The sequence below is a fragment of the Streptomyces sp. NPDC050423 genome (assembly GCF_040655445.1).
Taxonomy (GTDB): Bacteria; Actinomycetota; Actinomycetes; order Streptomycetales; family Streptomycetaceae; genus Streptomyces.
This window is the reverse complement of the sequence record NZ_JBFAJY010000010.1, coordinates 126941-151499: the sequence shown is the minus strand read 5'-3', so window position 1 is coordinate 151499 and position 24559 is coordinate 126941. Positions and strand designations below refer to the sequence as shown.

Genomic DNA, 24559 nt, shown 5'->3' with positions numbered 1-24559 from the left:
CAGGCCGGCATCCGGCCGACTTCCAGGAGATACGAACCCCCATGCGCAAGAACCACCTCAGGCCCATGGCCGCCGTCACCGGCGCGCTCGCCCTCGCCGCGTCCCTCACCGCCTGCGGCGGCTCCTCGGCCGCCTCCGACGAGAAGGTCGTCACCGTCTACAGTGCCGACGGCCTCAAGGGCGAGAACGGCGACGGCTGGTACGACAAGGTCTTCGAGGACTTCGAGAAGAAGACCGGCATCAAGGTCGAGTACGTCGAGGGCGGCTCCGGCGAGATGGTGCAGCGCGCCGTCCGCGAGAAGACCAACACCCAGGCCGACGTACTGGTCACCCTCCCGCCGTTCATCCAGCAGGCCGACTCCAAGGGGCTCCTCCAGGCGTACGAGCCGGCCGGCTCCGACCAGGTGGAGAGCGCCGGCAAGGCGGCCGACGCCAAGTGGACCTCGGTCGTCAACAACTACTTCGGCTTCGTCCACAACACGAAGGAGCTGAAGACCCCGCCCGCCACCTGGGAGGAACTGCTCGACGGGAAGTACAAGGAGAAGATCCAGTACTCCACGCCCGGGGTCGCCGGTGACGGCACCGCCGTACTGATCAAGGCCATGCACGACTTCGGCGGCCAGGAGCCGGCGATGGCGTACCTGAAGAAGCTCCAGGCCAACAACGTCGGCCCGTCCGCCTCCACCGGCAAGCTCGCGCCCAAGGTCGACAAGGGCGAACTCCTCGCCGCCAACGGCGACGTCCAGATGAACCACGCCCAGTCCAAGGACATGCCGAACCTCGGCATCTGGTTCCCCGCGAAGGCCGGCGGAAAGCCCACCACCTTCGCCCTGCCGTACGCCGCCGGCCTGGTCACCGAGGCCCCGCACAGCGCCAACGGCAGGAAGCTGCTCGACTTCATGCTCGCCGAGCAGGCCCAGAAGGACGTCAGCGCGGTCGGCGGCGGCTTCCCGGCCCGCAGGGACATCGAGGCGACCGACGCCAACGCCGTCGCGCTGACGAAGCTGATGGACGGCGTCGAGGTCTTCGAGCCGGACTGGCCGGACATCGCGGCCAACCTCGACTCGTACGTGGACGCCTGGAAGACGGCCACCGGCAGCTGACCGTTGGGGTCTGGACCTCCGGTGGAGTGTCGCGAAAAGATAACGGGTCTGGTCCAGTGCTGGCGGCACGACGGTCGCGGTGAGGACGGTACTGGTGAGCAGGCAGTACCCGCCGGTCGAACGGGCAGCCTAAAATCGAGGACGTCGGCGCTGCACAGCGCGGTGCCGCCGGCGTCCCCGCACCCGGCGTACGGCAAATCAGGAGTCCCGCATGGCAGAGCGCAAGCCGATCTCGTCCTGGCTCACCGACATGGACGGAGTCCTCATCCACGAGGGGACCCCGATCCCCGGCGCGGACGCCTTCATCAAGCGGCTGCGGGAGTCCGGGATGCCCTTCCTGGTCCTCACGAACAACTCGATCTACACCGCCCGCGACCTGCACGCCCGGCTCAACCGGATGGGCCTCGACGTGCCCGTCGAGAACATCTGGACCTCCGCCCTCGCCACCGCCCAGTTCCTGGACGACCAGCGGCCCGGCGGCACGGCGTACGTCATCGGTGAGGCCGGGCTGACCACCGCACTGCACGACATCGGCTACGTCCTCACCGACCACGAGCCCGACTACGTCGTACTCGGGGAGACCCGTACGTACTCCTTCGAGGCGCTCACCAAGGCGATCCGGCTGATCAACGGCGGCGCCCGCTTCATCTGCACCAACCCGGACGAGACCGGCCCGTCCGCCGAGGGCCCGCTGCCCGCGACCGGGTCCGTCGCCGCCCTCATCACCAAGGCCACCGGCAAGGCCCCGTACTTCGCGGGCAAGCCCAACCCGCTGATGATGCGCACCGGGCTCAACGCGATCGGCGCCCACTCCGAGTCCAGCGCCATGATCGGCGACCGGATGGACACCGACGTGCTGGCCGGCCTGGAGGCGGGCATGCAGACGTTCCTGGTGCTCACCGGGCTCACCACGGTGGCGGACATCGACAAGTACCCGTTCCGGCCGTCCACGGTCGTCGACTCCATCGCCGACCTCGTGAACCTCGTCGACCTGGGCTGACGCCCGTCCGGGGGCGGGGGGTGCGGACGCACCCCCGCACTCCACCGGCCCAGTGCCGCGGCCCCTGCGGATGCGGAAAGTCGCCGCACGCGTGAACCTTCCATAAGGAGGTTCACGATGCGTTCAATACCCCTCACGTTCTGTGCCGCCGCGGTGGCCGCGGCGACCCTGATGCCCGCTTCCGTCGCACTGGCCAGTTCCGGTTCCGACCACGACCGGGACTCGCGGTCCCGGGCCACCCTCTCGGTCTCCCCGTCCTCCGTCGCCCCGGGCGGTGAGGTCGACCTTGAGGTCGACGGCTGCAAGGGCAAGGAGGCCAAGGGGAACTCCGACGCCTTCGTCTCCGAGGCGCGCTTCTCGCCCGGTGACGGCAAGACGCTCTTCGCCGAGGCCCGGATCCGCTCCGACGCCGAAGCCGGCGACTACGACGTCCAGGCGGTGTGCAAGGACGACAAGCACACCAAGGTGTCCGCCGTCGTCACCGTCGTCCACCGCAGCCGGCCCATGCCCGTCGCCCCGGTCCGCGCGGGCGGCGGCGGCACCGCCGTGCTCGCGGACCAGGCCGCCCAGCAGGAGGGCCCCGGCACCGCCCACGCGCTGATCGGACTCGCCCTGGCCGCCGTCGCCGCCGTCGCGGTCGCCTTCCGCAGCGTGCGCCGCCGCCGCCCGGCCACCGACTGACATGTCCTCCTCGGACCGCTCGACGGGGCACGGCAGGCTGCTCACCGGAGTGGCCTGGGCCGTGCTCCTGCTGGGCCTGTGGCTCTGGGGGCGCGGCATCACCGACGGCTCCGGCATCGGCTCCGCCCCGACCACCGGGGACGTCGCCGCGGTCGGACGCCCCCTCGGCGTACCGCTGCCCCCGGCACACGACCCGATCAAGGGCGTGGCGCCGCGGAGCGTGGAGATTCCGTCGATCGGCATCCGGGCCCCCGTCGTGTCCCGGGGCCTGGACGAGGAGGGGGCGATCACACCGCCGTCCTTCGACACGCCCCAGACGGTCGGCTGGTACGGCAGCGGCACCGAGCCCGGGGCCGAGGGGCCGGCGCTGTTCGTCGGCCACGTCGACACCGAGACCAAGCCGGCCGTCTTCTACGGGCTCAGCGCCGCCCGCCCCGGCGCCAAGGTCGAGGTGACCCGGACCGACGGCACGACCGCCGAGTTCACCATCGACGACGTCCAGGTCTTCACCCGCGAACGCTTCGACGCCCAGAAGGCGTACGGCCCCCGCAAGGACGGCCGGGCGGAGCTCCGGCTGATCACCTGCGGCGGTACGTACGACCGTGCCTCGCACGAGTACACCGCGAACGTGGTCGTCTCGGCGTACCTGACCGGCGAGAAATCGGCGGAGAGGACGAGCGGGAAGGCGGGCGCCGGGAGCGGCGGCTGATCCCGGCGGTACGCGGCCCGGCCGGCCGCCCGGTTTCTCCGGGCGGCGGCCGGGCCGGTCCTCGACCGCGGGGCGCGGGCCGCGGGAGTGGCCCGGCGCGGACACACGGGAGGTCGGTGGCGTCCGGGTCCGCCGCACGCCACTGTAGGACGCCGAACCGCCCACGCCCACCTGATGTCTGACGGTACGTCGATAACCAGTCACGCTCCGCACGCGGCCGGGCCGGGTAGAGCGTGGTGAACCCGTCGTAACGGCTCTTTCTGTGAACTCGTGAGGGCCGGGCCGCTCCCGGGCCCTGTGCCAGGATGGGCGGCGATGCGACAGCGCACCGCCGTCGCGTCCGAGGGGGAGTGGATGTACGGCAGCCACAACGGCCGGTTCGGCAAGCGGGGAGCGGGCGTGGCCGTGATCGGCGCCGCGCTCCTGCTCGCGGGATGTTCCTCTTCCGACGGCGACAAGGACTCCGGCGGTGCGGGGAAGAACCCCGCGGCCATCGGCCAGCAGCCCAAGGGCACCGATCCGTACTGGGTCAACCCCGACGGGAACGCCGCCCGGCAGGTCGCCCGGTACACCGAGGACGGCGACGCGGAGAACGCCGCCCTGGTCAGGAAGATCGCGCGGCAGCCGGTCGGTGAATGGATCGGCCCGGACAATCCGGAGGCCGAGGCGAAGGGCTTCACGGAGGCCGCCGCGAAGGCCGGCCGCGAGGCGCTGCTGGTCCTCTACAACATCCCGCACCGCGACTGCGGACAGTTCTCCAAGGGCGGCGCGGCCGACGGCGACGCGTACCGTGCCTGGCTGGACGGCGTGGCCAAGGGCATCGGTGACCGCGGCGCCACGGTGGTCCTGGAGCCGGACGCGGTGCTGCACCTGGTCGACGGATGCACCCCGCAGGAGTTCCACGAGGAGCGCTACGACCTGCTCAAGGGTGCGGTGGAGCGGCTCAAGCGGGTGCCGGGCACCCGGGTCTACCTGGACGCGGGCAACGCGGGCTGGCACACCCCGGACGCGCTCTTCCAGCCGCTGCGGCAGGCGGGCATCGACGCGGCCGACGGCTTCGCGGTGAACGTCTCCAACTTCCAGACCACCGAGGTCAGCGAGGACTTCGGCAAGCGGCTGTCGGCGAAGGTGGGCGGCAAGCCGTTCGTCATCGACACCAGCCGCAACGGCAACGGCCCGTACACCGGCGGCGACCCGGGCACGAGCTGGTGCAATCCGCCCGGACGGGCCCTCGGCGCGACACCGACGACGTCCACGGGCGACGAACTGGTCGACGCGTACCTCTGGATCAAGCGCCCGGGGGAGTCCGACGGCGACTGCCGGGGCGGACCGAAGGCCGGCGACTGGTGGCCCGATTACGCCCTCGGCCTGGCCCGCGGCACCGGATAGGACGGGTCCTGTCCGGTGCCGCGTGAGGCGGCTACGGCACCTCCACCCAGGTCCCCTCGGACGGTGTGCCCTTGTCGTCGGTGACGAAGAGCATGTACCAGCCCGACGGCACCAGCGCCCGGTTCTTCGGCACCGTCACCGAGATCCCGCCGTCCGTCTTCTTCAGGTCCAGCGCCACCGACCGCTGGTCCGTGTCCGTGACATGGGTGACCGCGCTCGGCCGCATCAGCTTCGCCGACTTGATCGCTGAGGCCTGGTTGGTCGTGAACATCGCGGTGCCGCCGCGCTTCACGCTCTTCGGCCCGGCGGTCAGCTCGGGCCGCGAGTCGCGGTACAGGTACGGCGGGGTGTAGATCTCGACACGCTGCTCGAAGACGCCCGGCCGGGTGTTCGCCTTGTCGGAGTAGAGCGAGTCCGAGCCGAAGATCATGACCCGGCCGTCGGGCAGGAGCACCGACCCCGAGTGGTAGTTGCGGCCCACCGCCGGGTCGGCGACCCGCTTGTACGTGTCCGAGGCGGCGTCGTACAGCCGGGCCTGGAGGACGTTGGAGCCGCCGCGGCCCCGGTAGTCCTCGGAGCCGCCGGTGACCAGCAGGGAGTCGTCGGGGAGCAGGGACGCGCTCGGGTAGCGGGTGCCCTCGTCCAGGGAAGCGCCGTCCTTGAACCTCGGATCGGCGTCCTTGAGGTCGACCAGCCGGGACTTCTCGCTGGACTTGTCGGACTCGCCGACCCCGCCGCCGCCGATCACCATGAACTTCTCGTCCTGCGCCGGGGGGAGCCGTACCGTCGCCGAGGTCTCCATCCGGTCCGGGTCGCTCAGGCCGGGGATCTTGGTGAACTTGTTCGTCGCCAGGTCCCAGACGCCGGGGGCGCGGCCGACGTCGGCGGGGCCGTAGCCCGCGTTCGAGCCGGAGTAGAAGAGCTTGCCGTCGTTGAGGAGGAAGACCGCCGGGTAGGTGGGGAACTTCCGGATGATGCCGGTGTACTCCCACTTCTTGGTCTTCGGGTCGTAGACCTCGTCCTTGCCGGGCACGATCTGCCCGATCTCGTCCAGGCCGGAGAGGGCGAGGACCTTGCCGTCCTTGAGCGTGGTCAGCGTCGGGTACCAGCGGGCCTCGTTCATCGGGTCGACGGTGATGTACTTCTCCGCCACCGGATCGAACTCGAAGGCCTCCCGGATGCCCTGGAAGTCCTTCTTGTCGAGGGCGAGCTTCTGCGCGATCCCGTACACGTTGCGGGTGTCGGAGCCGGAGAGGCCCGCTATGCGGTAGTTGTCCTCGGCGCCCGTCTCGTACTTCGTGCCGGACTTCTGCGCCTCGACGTAGATCCGGCCGAGTCCGGGGTCGTTGCGCAGGAACGCGCCGGTGTTCTTGTCGAAGACCTTCTTTGCCTTCTCCACCAGCACGGGGTCCTTGGTGACGAAGGTCTTGCCGTTGCCCTTGCCGGTGAACCTGGTGCCCGCCGGAAGCGTGATCGGCTTGTCCGGGTCCTCGTTGTGGACGATCATCAGGCCGCCCGCCTTGGTGACGTCGCCCTTGAGCTTCTCGTACTGCTTCGTACCGCCGGCTATGAGCAGCTTCCCGTCGGGCAGCTGGGTGTGACCGGCGCAGAACATGTCCTTGGGCGTGGGTATGTTCTTGAACCCGCTGGTCTTCGGATCCCACAGTACCGACCGGAAGCTCTTCGCGTCGAAGTTCTTCTGGTTGTTGCCCGAGCCCGCGACGAGCAGCACCTTGCCGGTGTGCAGCAGCGCCGCGTGGATCGTGTTGATCCTGAACTCGGACGGGATATCCAGGAAGTCCCAGTGACCGTTGGCGGCCTTGTAGTCGGACTTGTTGATCTCGTAGTCGTGGTAGCGCTCGGTGCTGAAGCGGTACAGCCACGGCCCGTTCGCTCCCGCGAGCGCGAGAACCACCGCCGTACTGATCGCCATGCGGCGGGTACGGCGGCTCGGACGGTACTTCATGGTTTACGTCCCCCAAGGGCGATCTGCATGGTCTGTTCGTTGCCGTCCCAGCCGGGGTTCTCCTGCCGGGCGTGGGCGGGCGGGCCGCTCGGCGGCGGTGGTCCCGCGCGCCGCTTCTTCTTCTCCGCCCGCACGGTGTACCGCCAGCCGAAGATCGGTGCCGCGGTGATCAGCAGCGCCAGCGCCGCCCAGGTGAGCATCGCCGGGTGGCTGTGGCCGAGAACGAACGAGGCCACGATCGAGCCGCCGAAGACCAGGATGAAGAAGAGATGGATGCGGAAGGTCCCGAAGAGGGTGTCCGGGCTGGAGGAGTCGCCCTTGGGCGTGACCACGAACGAGCTCTTGCGGCGCAGCACGGCGTCCATCAGCGAGCGCGCGTAGATCGGCGCGGAGAGCGCGGACATCATCATGCCGGCCAGACCGCCGGAGCCCTCGGGCTCGTGCGGCGAGACGTTGTGCCGGCGGTTCCAGACGTACAGGCCGATCTGGAGCGCGGACGCGTTGCCGTACAGCATCATCCAGACGACCGGGTCGATCTGCACACCCGAGGCGCCCATCCCCAGGAACAGCGCGCAACTGAGTGCCGCGAGGATCCAGTTCATGGCGGACATCGGGTAGAAGATGATCATCATGGTGTAGTTGAAGAGCTTGCCCACGGGCAGTGAGTAGACGCCCTTCCAGTACTGCTTGAGGATCGTCTCGTACGTCCCGCGCGACCAGCGCAGCTGCTGGGTGAAGAAGTCGGTCCACGCGGTAGGGCCCTCGCCCACGGCCAGTACGTCCGGGGTGTACACGGAGCGCCACTTGTTGCCGGTGCGCGGGTTGCGGGCGCGGTGCATCTCGAAACCGGTCGCCATGTCCTCGGTGATCGAGTCGTACAGGCCGCCGATCTGCTTGAGGGCCGAGATCCGTACCGCGTTGCTGGTGCCGACGAACATCGGGGCGCCGTAGCGGTTGCCCGCGCGCTGGATCAGCGCGTGGAAGAGGAACTGCTGCGACTCGGCGGCCTTGGTGACGAAGGTGTCGTAGTTGCCGTACACCTGCGGGCCGATGACGAAGCCGACGTCCGGGTCGCGGAAGTAGCCGAGCATCCGCTCCAGATAGTTGGGCATCGGGACGTGGTCGGTGTCGACCGATGCGAAGAAGTCGTACGTGTCGCCGTGCGCGTCGAGCCAGGCGTTGTAGTTGCCGTGCTTGGTCTTCGCGCGGTGCGGGCCCTTGGCCTGGTTCCAGTGCGCCACGCCCTTGCGGGAGAAGTGGTGCACCCCGAGCCGTTGGCAGACCTCCTTGACGGCGGGGTCGTCGCCCTCGTCGAGCAGCCAGACGTGCATCAGTCCGCGGTGGCGGATGCGGACGGCGGCCTCCAGGGTCTTCGTCACCATCTCCAGGGGCTCCTTGCCCGGGACGAAGGAGGTGAGGAAGGCGACCCTGGTGCCGTTCTCCGGCACGACCGGCACCGGATCACGTGCGACAAGTGTGGCGTGCGCGTTGGAGAGGACGTTCAGGGTACGGAAGAGCTCGATGAGACCGATCGACACCAGCATCACGATGTCGAGGATCAGCAGCGTGTCGTTCTTGAGGTTCGGGTCGCGCTGTGTCCAGTGCTCGGGCTGCATCAGCCAGGCGAACAGGCCGAGGGAGACGAGCGGCGCGGCGCCCAGCAGGAGTGCCGCGCGTATCCGGTGGGGCTCCTGGGAGAGGAGCGAGCGGTACCGCACGGTGTACGGCTTGGCCGGATCGGGCTGGGTCAGTGGCCCGGCGAGCCGGCTGTAGTGCTCGTAGTCGTAGCGCGGCAGCTCCTTCTTCGGGCGCCGCCGGTGGCCCCCGGGCCGGAGCTGCGGGGGTATCCGGAGCTGCGTGGTCCGGGAAGGGTCGTTGTTCTGCCGGGCGCCTGGCGGCGTCGACGTCATGGGTCATCCCCCTGCACACAGGCGGGCTGCGTGGTCGGTCGATCCTTTCGCCTGCCGCGTGCCCCCCTGGAACGCGACCGACGGCTCAGTGTCGGGCCACCGTTCCTGAGACACGGAACGACGCCCTTCCGGTTGCATGATGCCTGCTCGGCATTTGCTCATGCGCGAGGCCCCCACCTCATCACGCACACAACCGGAACATCTCCCTCACATGTCGCCAACTGCTCAGGTCAACACTCTGGTTGGCGCCGATGGTCTCCAGACAGATTGGCCGCCCCGGGCCGTGATCGCAAGGGCGAAACGGGCGGTTAACCGCTCATACGCACGATTTGCGGGGCCCTTGCGGCGAGGGGGTGCCGGGGCGTAGGGGGAGGCGATCGGGGTGACCGCGAAGCACTCTCGCACCGCGGGGTGACCGATTGGTGACTGTCCGTCGGGTTGAGTGAGCTGTGCGTGAGCAAAGTATTCACTGTGAGGCGTCTGAGCGAGATGTCGGAGAACGGACAAGGCCCCCTCGCGCGTGGTGAGGGGGCCTTGACTTTGCGTGCGCCGCCAGGGACTCGAACCCCGGACCCGCTGATTAAGAGTCAGCTGCTCTAACCAACTGAGCTAGCGGCGCCTGCTGGCCTGGAGAACTCTACCCGATCCGGGGCGATGGTCCCGACCATTTCCCCTCTGCCCCGGCCTGTCGGATGGTCGTTTTTTCTCTTCTATCCGTCAAAATGCGATATGTCAGGAGAGTTGAGACACTGGCGCCCGTACAGATGCGCCCAAAGATCTTGACGACTGCGGAGGGAATCGCATGACTGTGCCGGCCTTCGAGGAGTACGTACCCGCCATCGACTGCACCTGTGCGGGGTGCGCCGTACAACGGCGAACCGCAGCCGCGGCACTGCCGGCGCGGCAGGGAGGACATCCGGCCGCGCGCGGCGCGCGGCGCGCGCTGGTGCTGGTCACCGCTGCCGGAGTGGTGCTGAGCGCCGGTCTCGCGGAAGCGGCGACCGCGGCGGCCGATCCGGCCCCGGTGACCGATCCGGCCCCGGTGACCGATCCGGATCCGGTGACCGCTCCCGCTCCGGCCGCCGGGGCGGTGCCGGCGGACCTGGTCACGCCGGCCGAACCGGAGGACGCGGCCGATCCGGCCGACCCGGGACCGGAGAGCCCGCAGGGCGGACCGGGCCCGTTGCAGGGCGCGGGGGCGTCCGGCCCGCCGGCCTCGCAGGCGAGTACGCCCGCACTGCGCACGACCACCCGGGCCGACATCATCAACCGCGCGAAGAAGTGGGTCACCGCGCAGGTCCCGTACAGCATGAGCAAGTACTGGTCGGACGGGTACCGCCAGGACTGCTCCGGCTATGTGTCGATGGCCTGGAACCTGGCCGGCAACGAGTGGACCGGCAGCCTCGCCTCGTACGGCACGCGGATCGCCCGGGAGGATCTCCAGCCCGGCGACATCCTGCTCTTCCACAACCCGGCCGACCCCGCGAAGGGCTCGCACGTCACGATCTTCGGCGGCTGGACGGACTCCACGCACACCCACTACACGGCGTACGAGCAGACCACGCCGCACACCCGCAAGCAGACGACGCCCATGGCGTACTGGTCCAACTCGGGCAGCTACGTCGCCTACCGCTACAAGGGGCTGAGCACCGGAACCGGCGGCAGCGGCTCGACGACGACGTTCCCGGGGGCCGGGAAGTTCGGTCCGGGTGCGGACAACGCCCACGTCACCCAGCTCGGCAAGCTGCTCGTCGCGCGGGGCGGCAAGCGCTTCTACAAGGTCGGCCCCGGCCCCGCCTGGGGCAGCGCCGACCGGCAGGCGACCGAGGCGTTCCAGAAGGCCCAGGGCTGGAAGGGCAAGGAGGCCGACGGCATCCCCGGCCCCGACACCTGGCGCCTGCTGACCACCGGAACCGGCCACGACATCCCCGCAGCGGGCGGAACCGGCCAGGGCGGCTCGACCGCCGTGCCGGCCTTCCCGGGACGGGGCTATTTCCGGTCGGGTCAGTCCAACAGCCATGTCGACAGGCTCGGGAAACAGTTGGTGAAGAAGGGATACGGCAAGTACTACGCGTCGGGCCCCGGACCCCGGTGGACCGAGGCGGACCGGCGCAATGTCGAGGCCTTCCAGAAGGCCCAGGGCTGGCGGGGTGCGGAGGCCGACGGCTATCCGGGTCCGGAGACCTGGCGGCGACTCTTCGCGTGACACGACGCACATGACGGAGGCGGGAATGCGATCCACGGTGTCGGACAGCTCCGGGAACCCGGAGAACGGGGAGCCCTCGGAGAACGGGGCGAACCCGGAGTACGGCGAGGAGAGGTACGGGGCGCTCCCGGTGCGGGAGTGGGCCGTACCGGACCGGCCGGGGCGCGACGCGGAGGCGTCGGCCCGCGCGGACGCCCCGCCGGGTCCGGACGGGCCGGGGCGTCCGGGCGCGTTGACCGGGCGTCCTTACGACTGGTCGGCGTCGGGACCCGGTTCGGGGTCCGTGGTCGATCTGGTGCTCGACCTGATGCCGGGCGAGGGCGAGCGCGGGGGCTCCGCGTTCGGCGCGACCTCGGCATCGGTGTCGGTTCCGGGCGCGGTTCCGGCCCCGGCCGTTGATGCGGCCACCGATCCGGACGTGCGTGAGGACGTACATGAGGAGGTGCGCGGGGACGTGCGCGATCTGGAGCCACTGGAGCCACTGGAACCACTGGGGCATCCGGGGCAACCCGTCCTGGCGGGTCCTCCGTTCCTCCCCGGGCCGGAGCTCTCCCCGGCCCGCCGGGACGCCGCGCCCTCGCTCTCGCTGTCCTTCGGTGGCGCCGACACCGGCGAGCTCCGCACCGACGTGCGGGTGGACACCGGCCGGCACCACTCGGTCATCGCCAACGAGCGCACCGCTTCCATCCCGGTGCACCTGCTCTTCCGCGACGATCCCGAGGTCGCCGCGGACGCCGCCGCGCTGCCCGCCACCGTCGTGCGGAGGGCGGCCGGGATCGAGCAGACGGCCGGTGTCCGGCGGCCGCCGGTGCCGCGGTCGCCGCAGGTGCGGCCCTCCACCCGGCCCGCGCCGGCCGCCGACCCGCGGCTGCGCGAGCGGACCGGCCCCGCGCTGCCCGGCTGGGCCGCACTGCTCGCCGGTCTCGGCGGACTCGCCGCCGCGGGCGGGGTCCTGTGGTGGACGGGTGCGCTGCCGGGCGGGGTGCAGGCCCGGCTCGGGCTCGGCCCGCGGCCGTACGACGGCATCGGCCTCGGCGCCTGGGCGGCCCTCGCCCTGCTGCTGACCACGGTGCTGTTCGCGCTCGGCGGCCTGACCCGGGGCCGGGTCGGGTACGCCTGGGTGCTCACCCTCTTCGGCCAGTACCGCGGCAGCGTGCGGCGCACCGGTCTCATGTGGGTCAGCCCGCTGCTGCTGCGTCACCGGGTCGACGTACGGCTGCGGCACTGGCGCAGCGAACCCCTGCCCGCGGTGGACGCGAACGGCGCGGCGCTGCGGGTCGTCGTCCTCGTCGTGTGGCGGGTCGAGGACACCGTGCGGGCGACGCTGGGGATCGCGGACCACGAGGAGTATCTGCGGGAGCAGGTGGAGGCGGCGATGGCGCGGGTCCTCTCCCAGCTGCCCGCCGACGCCTTCCACGAGGACGCCCACACCCTGCGCAACGCCGAGGCCGTCGGCGACGCGCTGACCCGGATGCTGAAGGCGGACTGCGAGCCGGTCGGCATCGAGGTGTACTCCGCGCAGCCGACCGGAATCGAGTACGCGCCGGAGGTGGCCGCGGCGATGCAGCGGCGCCGGATCGCGGCCATCGACGCCAAACACCGGGACAGCGTGCTGACTTCGGTGGTGGACGCCGTGGACGACACGGTCAACCGGTTGACCGCCCGAGGGCTCGTGGCGCTCGACGACTACGAACGGAAGTCTCTGGTGAAGGACTTGACGGTGGCCTTCTACACCGGACGCGGAGGCGGGGACGGTGTCTGAGACGGCTCGGCGGGCTCTTCCGGTGGCGACCGGAATCCAACTCCCATTGGTCTGGACATGTTCATGATCCGTCAATAATCTAGGCCTTGGTCTAGACCGCACGGCACACGCGCAGCAGTGCTCATGGAACCTCCCCCACGAATCCGAGGAGCTTCAGCAATGCGTAAGAAGACAGGCGCGGCCCTGGTGGGCCTTGCGGTAGCGGGCGTCTCGATGTTCGCTACCAGCAGCGCCAGCAGCCACGGCTACACCGACAACCCCATCAGTCGCCAGAAGCTCTGTGCCAACGGCACGGTGACCGGCTGCGGCAACATCCAGTGGGAGCCGCAGAGCGTCGAGGGCCCCAAGGGCTTCCCGGCGGCCGGCCCCGCCGACGGCGCGATCTGTTCCGGCGGACACGGCGAGTTCGCGCAGCTCGACGACCCGCGTGGCGGCAACTGGCCCGCCACCCACGTCACCGCGGGTCAGGGCTTCGGCTTCCGCTGGCAGTTCACCGCCCGGCACGCCACGACGGACTTCCGCTACTACATCACCAAGAACGGCTGGGACCCCACCAAGCCGCTCAAGCGCTCCGACCTGGAATCGCAGCCGTTCATGACGGTGCCGTACGGCGGTCAGCAGCCCCCGGCCACGCTGACCCAGCAGGGCACCATCCCCACCCAGAAGACCGGGAAGCACATCATCCTGAGCGTCTGGAACATCGCGGACACGGCCAACGCGTTCTACTCGTGCTCCGATGTTCAGTTCTGACGCGTAGTCAGTTACCGTGCGGCGCCATGAGGAGCGCAGGCACCGTCGCGGAGCTCGTACAGCGCCAATGGGGCGACCACCGGCCCGGACTGAGGCACGAGGACCTCGTCCTCAGCCACCACCAGGTCGCCTCGGGCGCTGCCGCACGGGCCGCGCTCCTGGCGGATCTGCTGCCGGCGGGCGGCGAACCGCACCTCGGGGTGCTGCTCGACAACACCCCGGAATTTCCACTGTGGCTGAGCGCGGCGGCCCTGGCCGGGGCCGCCGTCGCCGGCATCAACCCCACCCGCCGCGGCGCCGAACTGGCCCGCGACATCCTGCACACCGAATGCCGGATGCTGATCACCGAGCGCGCTCATCTGCCGCTGCTCGACGGCCTGGAGCTGCCGGGTGTCCGGGTGCTGGTCACCGACACCGAGGCGTACGCCGCACTGCTCGCCCCCTACGCCGGGGCGGAGCCGGGCGACACCGTCCTTCGCCGCCCCGGGCCCGGAACGCGGATGCTCCTCTACTTCACCTCGGGCTCCACCGGCGCACCCAAGGCCGCCGTCTGTACCCAGGGGCGGCTCGCCGCGGCCGGACAGTCGCTCGTCGAACACTTCGGCACCGGGCGCGAGGACGTCCACTACATCTGCATGCCGATGTTCCACGGCAACGCGGTGATCGCCGACTGGGCGCCCGCACTGGCCGGCGGCGCCGCCGTCGCCCTGCGCCGCCGCTTCTCGGCCTCGGGCTTCCTGGACGACGTACGCGCCCACGGGGCCACCTACTTCACCTATGTCGGCCGCGCCGTGCAGTACCTGCTGGCCACCCCCGAGCGCCCCGACGACCGGGAGCACCCGCTGCGCATCGGTTTCGGCACCGAGGCGGGCGCCGTGGACGCGGCCCGCTTCCGCGAGCGGTTCGGGGTGCGGCTGGTCGAGGGCTACGGCTCGTCGGAGGGGGGTGCGGCGATCCAGCGGACCCCGGACACCCCGGCGGGCGCGATCGGCCGGGCCCCGGACCGTGACGACCTCGCCGTCGTCGACCCGGAGACGGGCCGCGAGCGGGTCGCCGCGGTCTTCGACGAGGGCGGAAGACTGCTCAACGGCGCGGCCGCGATAGGGGAGTTGGTCAACCGCGGCCGGACCCCGTTCGAGGGCTACTGGCGCAACGAGGAGGCGGACGCGGCCCGGGTGCGCGGCGGCTGGTACTGGACCGGTGACCTCTTCTTCCGCGACCCCGACGGCTTCCTCTACTTCGCGGGCCGTACGGAGGACCGGCTGCGGGTCGACAGCGAGAACCTGGCGGCCGCGATGATCGAGAACATCCTCGCCCGCTGGGCGGACGCGGCGGCCGTGGCGGTCTACGCGGTGCCCGACCCGGTCGCGGGGGACCAGGTGATGGCGGCGCTGGCGCTGCGCGACGGGGCCGGCTTCGACCCGGCCGCGTTCGCCGCGTTCCTGAGGGACCAGCCCGACCTGGGTACGAAGATGGCGCCCCGGTTCGTACGGATCGTGCGCGCGATGCCGGTGACGGCGACGAACAAGGTCCGCCGGGCCGGGCTGCGCCTGGAGGGATTCTGGTCCGGGTCCGCTGTGTGGTGCCGGGACCCGGAGGGCACGTACGTACCGTTCGGGGAGGAACACCTGGCCGCCCTCACCGAGGAGTTCGAGGAGCACGGGCGCACCGGGCTGCTCTCCTCAGACGCCGAACGGGCGTGAGAGGACCGCCCGCCGCAGCTGCGTCACCGCCAGGACGGCGCCCGCGAGCAGGAGCAGTGAACCCGCGACCGACGCGAACTGCATGCTGTGCACGAAGGCCTCCCTGCCGACCGAGATCAGCGAACCGTCGCCGGTGGACAGCGCGCCCGGCAGCGTCTTGCGGGCCACCTCCGGCGCGGAGTCCGGCATCTCGGCGGTGTAGACCGCGGTGGCCACCGCGCCCAGGAGCGCCATCCCCATCGCGCCGCCGAACTCCTGCCCCGTCTCCAGCAGCGAGGCGGCCGAACTCGCCTTCTCCGGCGGGCTGCTGGACAGCGCCAGGTCCGAGACGAGCGCCATCACGGTCACGATGCCACTGCTCATCACGGCCGATCCGACGAGCAGCAGCCACAGCGAGTCGGTGCCCGACAGGGCGAGGATCCCGAATCCGGCCGCCGCGATGACGAATCCGGCGCAGACGACATGGCCGCGTTCGGTCCGCTGGGCGACGGCGGTGGCCGCTGGCGCTGCCGCACCGACCGCCAGCGAGGGTGCCAGGCTCCACAGCGAGGCCTCCATCGTGCCCATGCCGAGCACCGACTGGAGGTACTGGGTGGTGAAGAAGGCGGAGCCCATCATCGCGAAGGAGGCCAGTGCGTTGAGGCCGATCCCGGCGGCGAAGCCGCGGCCGCGGAACAGCTCCCGGCTGATCATCGCGTCGCCGCGGCCGCGCTGCCGGCGGACGAAGACCCAGCCGACGGCGAGCCCGGCGAGGATGATCAGCCCGTTGCGCGCGTCCATGCCGTGGGCGGCGCTCTCCTTGACCCCGTAGACGACCGGCAGCACCGAACCCATCGACAGGGGCACGCTGAGGAAGTCGAACCGCCCGGGGTGCGGGTCCTTGAACTCCGGCACCAGCACCGGCACCAGGACCAGCAGCAGCACCATCGCCGGCACATTGATCAGGAAGACCGAACCCCACCAGAAGTGCTCCAGCATGACGCCGCTGAGCACCGAGCCGAGCGCGATCCCGCCCGCCATGGCACCGGACCAGATTCCGACCGCCCGGCTGCGCTGCCGCTCGTCGCGGAACATGTTGCGCACCAGGCCCATCGTCGACGGCATCAGCGTCGCACCGCCGATCCCCAGCAGGGCGCGGGCCGCGATGAGCATCTCGGGGCTGGAGGCGTAGGCGGCGCCGACCGAGGCCGCGCTGAAGGCGAGGGCACCGGCCATCAGCAGCTTGCGGCGGCCGATCCGGTCGCCGAGCGAGCCCATCGTGATGAGCAGGCCGGAGAGGGCGAAGCCGTACACGTCGAAGATCCAGAGCTGCTGGGTGGCGCTGGGTGCGAGGTCCCGGTCGATGGACGGGATCGCGAAGAAGAGGACGGACACGTCCATCGAGACCAGGAGGAGGGGGAGCAGCAGGACCACGAAGGCGGTCCACTCCCTGCGGCCGGCGCGCTCGCCGGGTGCGGTGGCGGTGCTCGTAGGTGTTGTCATGCCAGGGAATATACGAGCGTTTAAAACATGCGTCTAGTACACGTGTGTAAAACATCTGTATATCTTCGTCGTCGGTCCTCGGCTCCTGGTGAACGGTTCCTGCGGTTCCTGCGCCCGGAGGCCGCACAGGTGGGCCACCGCCTCGGGCACGGATGTGCCGCCGCGTGCGGGGGGAACGGATCACATGCCGGGAACGCACCGCGAGCACGCCGAGAACATGCCGAAAACGCACGAGGCGGCCCCGTGGAACGGAGACCGCCTCATGCGTTGTCTGTGCGCCGCCAGGGACTCGAACCCCGGACCCGCTGATTAAGAGTCAGCTGCTCTAACCAACTGAGCTAGCGGCGCCTGCTGACTCGAAAATAATACCTGGTCCTCAGGGGTGCCTCTGACACGTGTCCGGAACACGCCTTAGAGGGCCAGGGACAGCAGCACCGGTGCCGCGCGCCGGTTCAGGGTGTCCGCCGCCTCGCGCAGCCGGTGCGCGTCCTCGACCGGCAGCGAAAGTGCCAGGCATCCCGCCGACGCCCCGGCGGTCAGCGGCACCGCCGCGCACACCGTGCCGACCGCGTACTCCTGGAGGTCGAGCACCGGGACCGTCGCCGGCTGGCTGTCCAGCTTGGAGAAGAGGACCTTCTCGCTCGTGATGGTCCGCGACGTCAGCCGCGCGGTCTTGTGCCGCGAGATGTGGTCGCGGCGCCCGTTCTGGTCCAGCTGGGTCAGCAGGCACTTGCCGATCGCCGAGGCGTGCGCCGAGGACCGGAAGTCCACCCACTCGTTGACCGCCGGGGTGCCCGGACCGTCGGCGCACTGGGTGACGCGGATCTCGCCGTCCACGTACCGGCTGAGGTAGACCGCCGCACCGACCGAGTCGCGCAGCTGGGCCAGCGCCTGCTGGAGCCGGGCCTCCACGGCCTGTCTGCGCGCCGCGCCGGATCCGAGCAGCAAGAGCGAGGCGCCGGTCACGTACGCGCCGTCGGTGATCTGCTCGACGTACCCCTCGCGGCGCAGCATCAGCAGGAGGGAGGCGAGATGCCCGACGGGCAGTCCCGTCTCCCGGGCGATCTGGTCGTCCGCCACGCCGTTGCCGTGCTTGGAGACCGTTTCGAGAACACGAAGGGCGTACTGCACCGAATGGAACGGCGCGGTCGGTTCGGGCTTCAACGCCACGGTTTCCCCCCACCAGGTTGTGACCGCAAGCTCTGCCCTCACGATAGCCGCCAAAGGCCTGTTCAGGGGCGGGTGTTGACGACTCGTTGGTGCGCCCCGGCTCTGCGAGCTGGGGCGCACCCGTCCGGCATATGCCAGAGTCATTGGCGATCGACGGATGCCGAGGTCACAGCACCGCGTTAAGGAATTCGCGCGTACGTTCGTGCTCCGGATCGGTGAAGATTTTTTCGGGCGAACCCGACTCCACGACCCGCCCGGCGTCGAACATCAGCACCTTCTCCGAGACGTCCCGGGCGAAGTTCATCTCGTGGGTCACACAGAGCATGGTGATGTCGGTGTTCCGGGCGATGTCGCCCAGCAGCTCCAGTACGCCCGCCACCAGCTCCGGGTCGAGCGCGGACGTCACCTCGTCCAGGAGCAGGATCTCCGGTTCCATCGCCAGCGCCCGTGCGATCGCGACCCGCTGCTGCTGGCCGCCGGAGAGCTGGGAGGGATGGGCGTCGATCTTCGCCGAGAGGCCGACCAGGTCGAGGAGCTCCTTGGCCCGGGTCTCCGCCTTGTCGCGGTCCATGCCCAGGACGTTGACCGGCGCCTCGGTGATGTTCTGGAGCACCTTCATGTTGGGGAAGAGGTTGAACTGCTGGAAGACCATGCCGATCTTCTTCCGCGCCTCACGCAGATGCTTCTCGGACGCCGGCTTCAGCGAGCCGTCCGCCGCCACCATGTGCGTCAGCGGGTCGCCGTTGATCCGGATCACGCCGTCGCTGACCTTCTCCAGCGTCATCAGCAGCCGCAGGATCGTGGTCTTGCCCGAGCCGCTGGGCCCGATCAGGGTGACGTGCTCGCCGCGCTCGACCGAGAAGTCCAGCTGGTCGAGGACGACATGGTCGCCGTACTGCTTGACCACCTTGTCGAAGCGGACCAGCGGATGCCCGCCGTCCTCGGAGCCGGGGGCCGCCGCGACGTCCTCGGGCGCCGTGGCCGCGGTCTTCTGCAGGGGGAGAGGTTCAGTGGCCAAGGCGCTTCTCCAGCTTTCTCATCAACAGCGAGGTCGGGTAGCTCGCGACCAGGAAGATCAGCCCGGCGAGTGTGAACACCTCGGTGTACACGAAGTGTTTGGTGCCGTAGTCGCGGGCCTGGAACACCATCTCCTGCACCGTGATCACGGCGAGGAACGGCGTCTCCTTGAACATCGAGATCGCGTAGTTGCCGAGGGCGGGCAGTACGTTGCGCACCGCCTGCGGCAGGATCACGGCCTGCCAGGTCCGCCGGGGCGACATGGACAGCGCCCGACAGGCCTCCCACTGGCCCTTCGGCACACCGTCGATCCCGGCGCGGTACACCTCGGAGGTGTACGTGGCGTAGTGGACGCCCAGCACCGCGATGCCGATGTACAGCGGCTCCACCGAGCTGAACACGGCGGCCGCGCCGACGAGTTGGATCAGCAGCGGGGTGGAGCGGATGAACTCCATCACGACCCGCACCGGCACGGTCACGAACCGGCTCGGGGCCCGTCCGGCGACCGCGATCATCAGCCCGAGCACCGCGGCGACCAGCGTGCCCAGCAGCGTGGCCAGCAAGGTGACCTTGAACCCCTGGAGGAGCAGGGGCAGGGCCTCGCCGACGGCGTCCCACTTGAATCCCTCGTTCACCGGGCACCTCCCGTGGCCGAGGCGGTCACGGCGCTGCGGGACTTCAGCAGGCTGCGCCCGCCGGTCTCCAGGCCGAGCCGCCGTTTGGCGGACCGCTCCAGCAGGTTCATCAGCAGGGTCAGCGCGTACGCCAGCACGAAGTAGCAGACCAGCAGGGTCACGTACGCGGTGAGGGTCTCACCCGTACGGCTGCGCAGTTTCTCGACCGCGGTCATCAGGTCGGCCGCCGAGATGAGCCACAGCAGCGGCGTGCACTTCAGCAGCTGGATCAGCAGGTTGGTCAGGGAGGGCAGCATCTGCACCCAGGCCTGCGGGAGGATCACCTTGCGCATCCGGTGCAGCGGCGTCATGTTCAGCGCGATCGTCGCCTCGTACTGGGCGCGCGGCACGGAGTTGATCGCCCCGCGCACCACCTCGGCGCCGTACGCACCGTAGTTGAGGCCGAAGGCGAGGACGCCGCAGAGCAGCGGCGACAGTTCGTACCCCGTGAGCGGCGGCATCGCGTAGTAGAACCAGAACAGCTGGACGTACAGCGAGGTGCCGCGGAAGAACTCCACGACCACCCGGGAGACGCCGCGCGACAGCAGCAGCCGGCTGATCGACATCAGCCCGAGGACGAACGACAGCACCAGGGCCAGCAGCGCACCCAGGACCGTGGCTTCCAGGGTCACCCACAGGCCCGAGCGCACCTGTGGGAGATCGTCCATGAAGGCGGAGAAGAAATCACTCATGCGGTGGGTTCCGTCCCTGTCAGCCCTTGCACAGATCGGCCGTCTTCAGGGTGGCCGGCGGGATCTCGGTGGCCCCGAAGCCGTAGTCCTGGAGCAGGCTCACATAGCGCGACTTGTCGGAGACGATCTTCTTCAGCTCGCGGTTGAAGGCGTCGCGCAGTTCCTCGTTGCCCTTGCGGAAGACGGCGCCGCCGGGGCTGTACTGCTTCTCGCCCTTGAGCTCCGGCAGGAAGGCCTCGGTGACCTCGGTGCCCGCGTTGGTCTTGGCGAGCCAGCGCAGCGAGATACCGGTCAGCAGGAACGCGTCGACCCGGCCGCCCTTGACCGCGTCCGCGCCGTCCTGCGGCTTCTGCAGCGTCTTGATCCTGCCCTTGGAGATGCCGGCGCCCTCGGCGTACGAGCCCTCGACCGCACCCGCCATCACACCGATCGTGACCCCGGCCGCCTTCGCGGACGCCAGGTCGGTGATGTTCTTCGGGTTGCCCTTCTTCACCATCATCGCGGTCGGCGAGATGAACTCGGGCTCGGAGAACAGCGCGTTGGCGCAGCGCTCGGGGGTGATCGCCATTCCGGCGCTGACCACGTCGTACTTGCTGGCCTGCAGGCCCGGGATCAGCCCGTCCCACTCGGAGAGGGTGGGCCGCAGCTCGTCGACACCCAGCGCCTTGAAGATCTCCCGGTGCAGGGCGGGCGCCTCGCCCTTGAGCTGCTTGCCCTCCATGTAGCCGTACGGGGCCTCGTCGGCGTACGCGACCCGGACGAAACCCTGCTTGCGGAGCTTGGCGAGGGCTCCCTCGCCGTCCGCGGAGTCGGTGCCGGTCTTGCTGCAAGCGGTGAGCAGGCCGGGGACGACGAGCAGACCGCCCACGGCTGCCGATCGGTTGAGAAAGCCCCGGCGGGACAGGTTCGGGAAGTCAGCCATGGTTCGCAGTCTCCTGGAAGGGTCGAACAGTCCGGACAGGGTGAACGCCTGCCCGCTCCCGTACGTCTATTCAGGAAGAGCTCGCATGTAACCGAACGGTGGCCGGAGGGTGACCTTCCCGTGTCTGATGCTGGGCGGAGCGTGACGGGATGTGCGCGGGCCGTATTTCCTTGTGGGGTGCGGCAGATGACGGGGTGTTATCGGTGGATGTCCGTAATGGTGTGGTGAAGTCGGCATCGAACGGGCCGGGTTGGGATCACTCGTCCAGGTCCGTCCCCGGGATGTAGCCGAGCCGCTTGTCCACCACGTTCGGCAACGGCTCTCCGGCCGCCCATCGTTCGTACATCGCGACGAACTGCTCACCCAGCCGGTCCCGCCAGCCCACCGTGTCACCGCTCATGTGGGGCGACACGATCAGACCGGGCGCGTCCCAGAGCGGGCTCCGCGGACCGAGCGGTTCCCGCTCGAACACGTCGAGTGCCGCTCCCGCGATCCACCGCTTGCGCAGCGCGTCCACCAGATCGCCCTCGACGACCATCGCTCCGCGCCCCACGTTGACGAACCGGGCCGACGGCTGCATCAGCCCGAAGAACCGGGTGTCGAACATCCCGTACGTCCGCGGGGTCAGCGGCGCCGCGCAGATCACCCAGTCGGCCAGCGCCGCCAGCCGGTCCAGATCGCCCGCTCCGTGGATCGTGCGCCGGGCCGTGCGTCCCACCAGCGCCACCTCGACGCCCAGTGCCATCAGCAGCCGGGTGATGGCGCGCCCGACCGGCCCGGCGCCGACGACCACGGCGCGCGAGCCCGCGACCGGGGTGCTCTCGCGGTGGCGCCACCGCCGCCGGTGCTGGAGCTCCAGCGTGCCGGGGAGGTCCTTCGCGAACGCCAGCACCAGCCCCGCCACGTACTCGGCGACCGGCTGCTCGAAGACACCCCGGGCATTGGTCACCACGGTGTCGCACTCCACCAGCTCCGGGCAGAGCAGCCGGTCCACGCCCGCGCTCGCCGTATGCACCCAGGCCGGACGCGGCCCGTCACCCGGCCAGGCCTCCCGCACCGCGTCGGAGGTGAAGTCCCAGACCAGCAGGACATCGGCCCCGGGGAGCTGCGCGGCCAGACCGGCCCCGTCGACATGGCGGACCCGGACCCGTCCGGCCAGCCGGCCGAGCCGGGGCGGCGGATCGGCGTCCAGGACGAGCAGAACGGGCTCCGGCATGGGGGACCCTCCCGCGTCGGCCGAGGTGGGCGCAGGCACCACGCTCGCAGCCGCCCCCGCCCCCGTCAACCGGTCAGGGCGATGACCGGGGCGGATGGGGGAATACTTGAACAGAGGCGGGGGGATCCGGACCACAGGAAGGGTGGACATGACGACCGTCGGTTTCCTCTACCCGGGCCATTTCGCGGAGGACGACTTCCCGCGGATGGAGATCCTGCTCGACAGCACCATCAGACTCGTCGTCAACCACACCGAGTGCCCCGACGACGCCTACCGCGAGGACGCCCTGCGGGCCCTGGGTACCCCCGGCCGGCTCGCGGCCGGCGCCGAGGAGCTGCAGCGCTCCGGGGTCGAGTCCGTCGTCTGGGCCTGCGACGGCGGCAGCTTCCTGTACGGCCCGCAGGGCGCCCGCGCCCAGGCCGCGGCCGTCGCACGCGCGCTGGGCGTGCCCGTCTCCAGCACCTCCATCGGCTTCGTCCACGCGGTACGGAAGCTGGGCGCCGCCCGGGTCGCGGTGGCCGCGACGTACCCCGAGGGGATCGCCGCGGCTTTCACCGCGTTCCTGGAGGACGAGGGCATCGAGGTGCTCGCCACCCACGCGGCCGGCGCCGCCACGGCGGCCGAGGCCGCGGCGTGGGGCCCGGACCGGCTGAAGGAGCTGGTCACCGCGGCCGACCGCCCGGACGCGGACGCGGTACTGCTGCCGGACACGGCCCTGCACACGGTCAGCCACCTCACGGCACTGGAGGAGGTGCTCGGCAAACCGGTCCTCACCGCGAACCAGGTGGCCGCCCGGGAGGCCCTGCGCCTGGCCGACCGCCACGCCTGGGCCGAGCGGATGGGCACGCTCTTCGCGGCCCGGGAGGCGCCGCCGGCCCCGGCCGCGCCGCCGGCCCGGGGGATCTGGGGGAGCGGACGCAAGTACGCCCACGGCCAGAACGCCTACGGCCGCGGTTCCGGACCCTCGGGGCGGTAGGTCCCGGGGGACGGGCCCGGAGCCGCCCCGGAATAAACGGAGTTAACCTCCTGTTTGAGTCCTCCGGACGTACGAGGCAGGTACGACGGACTACGAGCACCATCGGAGAGGTCAGGACGTGGACGAGATTCGAGGCGACGAGATCCGTGGCAAGGCGGAGGGGACGGCACCCGTTCCGCTGTCCGTGCTCGATCTGGTGACCGTGGGCCAGGGCCGCACCGCGAGCCAGGCCCTGCGGACCGGGGTAGAGATCGCGCGGCTCGCCGAGCGGCGCGGCTTCCACCGCTACTGGGTCGCCGAACACCACTCCATGCCCGGCGTCGCCTCCTCCTCGCCGGCCGTGATCCTGGCCCACACCGCGGCCCACACCGAACGGATCCGGCTCGGCTCCGGCGGCGTCATGCTGCCCAACCACGCCCCGCTCGTCATCGCCGAGCAGTTCGGCACCCTGGAGGCCATGGCCCCCGGCCGCGTCGACCTCGGCCTCGGCCGCGCCCCAGGCACCGACGGCGCCACCGCCGCCGCCCTGCGCCGCACCGACCGGCTCAACGAGGGCGCGGAAGATTTCCCGCAGCAGCTCGCCGAGCTCACGCGCTTCCTGGACGACGACTTCCCCGACGGCCACCCCTACGCCCGCATCCACGCGGTCCCCGGCCCCGTCCAGGCGACCTCCGAGGGCGGCGTCCAGTCCCCGGCCCGCCCGCCCCTGTGGCTGCTCGGCTCCTCCGGCTTCAGCGCCCGGCTGGCCGGCATGCTCGGCCTGCCCTTCGCCTTCGCCCACCACTTCTCGGCCCAGAACACCGTGCCGGCCCTGGAGCTGTACCGGGAGTCCTTCAAGCCGTCCGCGGTCCTGGACGCCCCGTACGCCCTGATCGGCGTCGCGGCCCTGGCCGCCGACGACGAGCGCGAGGCCCGCCGCCAGGTCCTCACCGGCGCCCTGTCGATGCTCCGCCTGCGCTCCGGCCGCCCCGGACTGGTCCCGACGCCCGAGGAGGCGGAGGCGTACGCCTTCACCCCGATGGAGCGCGAGTTCGTCGACAGCTGGCTCGTCAACATCGTCCACGGCACCCCGGACGAGGTCCGCACCGGCCTCGACGACCTGGCCAAGCGCACCGGCGCCGACGAGCTGATGATCACCGCCAACGCCCACGGCGGAGATGCCCGCCTGCACAGCTACGGACTCATCGCGGACGCGTACGGGCTGCCGGGGGCCTGACCGGACCGCCGGCTG

Annotated in this window: 20 protein-coding genes and 2 tRNA genes; 11 read left to right on the top strand and 11 right to left on the bottom strand. The window is 70.5% G+C overall.

Features of this window, described 5'->3' with window-relative positions; all coding sequences use genetic code 11:
* Nucleotides 1–41 precede the first annotated feature (41 nt).
* The 5 genes from AB0I52_RS10670 (at nucleotide 42) to AB0I52_RS10650 (ending at nucleotide 4882) form a co-directional block, all read left to right on the top strand.
* A complete protein-coding gene (locus AB0I52_RS10670) occupies nucleotides 42–1103 on the top strand; it encodes a 2-aminoethylphosphonate ABC transporter substrate-binding protein (protein ID WP_363070962.1) in 1062 nt (353 codons plus the stop codon).
* A gap of 211 nt (nucleotides 1104–1314) precedes the next feature.
* Nucleotides 1315–2103 carry an HAD-IIA family hydrolase gene (locus AB0I52_RS10665; RefSeq protein WP_363070960.1) on the top strand — a complete coding sequence of 263 codons (789 nt, stop codon included), beginning with the start codon at nucleotides 1315–1317 and terminating at the stop codon, nucleotides 2101–2103.
* A gap of 117 nt (nucleotides 2104–2220) precedes the next feature.
* A complete protein-coding gene (locus AB0I52_RS10660; RefSeq protein WP_363070958.1) occupies nucleotides 2221–2784 on the top strand; it encodes a hypothetical protein in 564 nt (187 codons plus the stop codon).
* A 1-nt stretch (nucleotide 2785) separates the two neighbouring features.
* Nucleotides 2786–3493, top strand: coding sequence for a class F sortase (locus tag AB0I52_RS10655; protein WP_363070956.1), 708 nt, complete (start codon nucleotides 2786–2788; stop codon nucleotides 3491–3493).
* A gap of 354 nt (nucleotides 3494–3847) precedes the next feature.
* On the top strand, nucleotides 3848–4882 hold the full coding sequence (locus AB0I52_RS10650) for a glycoside hydrolase family 6 protein (RefSeq protein ID WP_363071008.1): 1035 nt from the start codon (nucleotides 3848–3850) through the stop codon (nucleotides 4880–4882).
* A gap of 31 nt (nucleotides 4883–4913) precedes the next feature.
* On the opposite strand, the gene AB0I52_RS10645 is transcribed toward AB0I52_RS10650, so the two are convergent.
* The 3 genes from AB0I52_RS10645 to AB0I52_RS10635 all read right to left on the bottom strand — a co-directional run bounded on the left by AB0I52_RS10645 (nucleotide 4914) and on the right by AB0I52_RS10635 (nucleotide 9377).
* The gene (locus AB0I52_RS10645; protein ID WP_363070954.1) at nucleotides 4914–6848 is read right to left on the bottom strand and encodes a kelch motif-containing protein; all 1935 of its coding nucleotides are present in this window, start codon (nucleotides 6846–6848) and stop codon (nucleotides 4914–4916) included.
* Nucleotides 6845–8758: a cellulose synthase catalytic subunit gene (locus AB0I52_RS10640; protein ID WP_363070952.1), complete on the bottom strand. Its 1914-nt coding sequence runs from the start codon at nucleotides 8756–8758 to the stop codon at nucleotides 6845–6847. The genes AB0I52_RS10645 and AB0I52_RS10640 overlap by 4 nt, the downstream gene beginning before the upstream one ends.
* A 545-nt stretch (nucleotides 8759–9303) precedes the next feature.
* Nucleotides 9304–9377 (bottom strand) — tRNA-Lys (locus AB0I52_RS10635).
* A gap of 183 nt (nucleotides 9378–9560) precedes the next feature.
* On the opposite strand from AB0I52_RS10635, the gene AB0I52_RS10630 reads away from it, so the two are divergent.
* From AB0I52_RS10630 to AB0I52_RS10615, 4 genes are all read left to right on the top strand, one after another.
* Nucleotides 9561–10964 carry a peptidoglycan-binding protein gene (locus tag AB0I52_RS10630; protein WP_363070950.1) on the top strand — a complete coding sequence of 468 codons (1404 nt, stop codon included), beginning with the start codon at nucleotides 9561–9563 and terminating at the stop codon, nucleotides 10962–10964.
* 25 nt (nucleotides 10965–10989) lie between these two features.
* Entirely contained in the window at nucleotides 10990–12726 is a 1737-nt protein-coding gene (locus AB0I52_RS10625) for an SPFH domain-containing protein (protein ID WP_363070948.1), read from the top strand.
* Nucleotides 12727–12885: 159 nt separating this feature from the next.
* Nucleotides 12886–13476: a lytic polysaccharide monooxygenase auxiliary activity family 9 protein gene (locus AB0I52_RS10620; protein WP_363070946.1), complete on the top strand. Its 591-nt coding sequence runs from the start codon at nucleotides 12886–12888 to the stop codon at nucleotides 13474–13476.
* A gap of 26 nt (nucleotides 13477–13502) precedes the next feature.
* Nucleotides 13503–15179 carry an AMP-binding protein gene (locus tag AB0I52_RS10615; RefSeq protein ID WP_363070944.1) on the top strand — a complete coding sequence of 559 codons (1677 nt, stop codon included), beginning with the start codon at nucleotides 13503–13505 and terminating at the stop codon, nucleotides 15177–15179.
* Here the strand turns inward: AB0I52_RS10615 and AB0I52_RS10610 are convergent.
* The 8 genes from AB0I52_RS10610 to AB0I52_RS10575 all read right to left on the bottom strand — a co-directional run bounded on the left by AB0I52_RS10610 (nucleotide 15159) and on the right by AB0I52_RS10575 (nucleotide 22352).
* Entirely contained in the window at nucleotides 15159–16661 is a 1503-nt protein-coding gene (locus AB0I52_RS10610; protein WP_363070942.1) for an MFS transporter, read from the bottom strand. The genes AB0I52_RS10615 and AB0I52_RS10610 overlap by 21 nt on opposite strands.
* A 274-nt stretch (nucleotides 16662–16935) precedes the next feature.
* Nucleotides 16936–17009 (bottom strand) — tRNA-Lys (locus AB0I52_RS10605).
* 63 nt (nucleotides 17010–17072) lie between these two features.
* Nucleotides 17073–17831 (bottom strand): IclR family transcriptional regulator C-terminal domain-containing protein, encoded by a 759-nt coding sequence (locus tag AB0I52_RS10600; protein ID WP_363070940.1) that lies wholly within the window; start codon nucleotides 17829–17831, stop codon nucleotides 17073–17075.
* 166 nt (nucleotides 17832–17997) lie between these two features.
* Entirely contained in the window at nucleotides 17998–18849 is an 852-nt protein-coding gene (gene ehuA / locus AB0I52_RS10595; protein WP_363070938.1) for an ectoine/hydroxyectoine ABC transporter ATP-binding protein EhuA, read from the bottom strand.
* Entirely contained in the window at nucleotides 18839–19483 is a 645-nt protein-coding gene (gene ehuD, locus AB0I52_RS10590) for an ectoine/hydroxyectoine ABC transporter permease subunit EhuD (RefSeq protein ID WP_363070936.1), read from the bottom strand. Before ehuD ends, ehuA begins: the two co-directional genes overlap by 11 nt.
* Entirely contained in the window at nucleotides 19480–20214 is a 735-nt protein-coding gene (gene ehuC / locus AB0I52_RS10585) for an ectoine/hydroxyectoine ABC transporter permease subunit EhuC (RefSeq protein ID WP_363070934.1), read from the bottom strand. The genes ehuD and ehuC overlap by 4 nt, the downstream gene beginning before the upstream one ends.
* Nucleotides 20215–20233: 19 nt before the next feature.
* Entirely contained in the window at nucleotides 20234–21136 is a 903-nt protein-coding gene (gene ehuB / locus AB0I52_RS10580; RefSeq protein ID WP_363070932.1) for an ectoine/hydroxyectoine ABC transporter substrate-binding protein EhuB, read from the bottom strand.
* A 256-nt stretch (nucleotides 21137–21392) separates the two neighbouring features.
* Nucleotides 21393–22352, bottom strand: coding sequence for a D-2-hydroxyacid dehydrogenase (locus AB0I52_RS10575; RefSeq protein ID WP_363070930.1), 960 nt, complete (start codon nucleotides 22350–22352; stop codon nucleotides 21393–21395).
* A gap of 148 nt (nucleotides 22353–22500) precedes the next feature.
* Between AB0I52_RS10575 and AB0I52_RS10570 the strand changes: the two genes are divergently transcribed.
* Nucleotides 22501–23328, top strand: coding sequence for a decarboxylase (locus tag AB0I52_RS10570; RefSeq protein ID WP_363070929.1), 828 nt, complete (start codon nucleotides 22501–22503; stop codon nucleotides 23326–23328).
* 118 nt (nucleotides 23329–23446) lie between these two features.
* Nucleotides 23447–24544: an LLM class flavin-dependent oxidoreductase gene (locus tag AB0I52_RS10565; RefSeq protein ID WP_363070927.1), complete on the top strand. Its 1098-nt coding sequence runs from the start codon at nucleotides 23447–23449 to the stop codon at nucleotides 24542–24544.
* Nucleotides 24545–24559 lie beyond the last annotated feature (15 nt).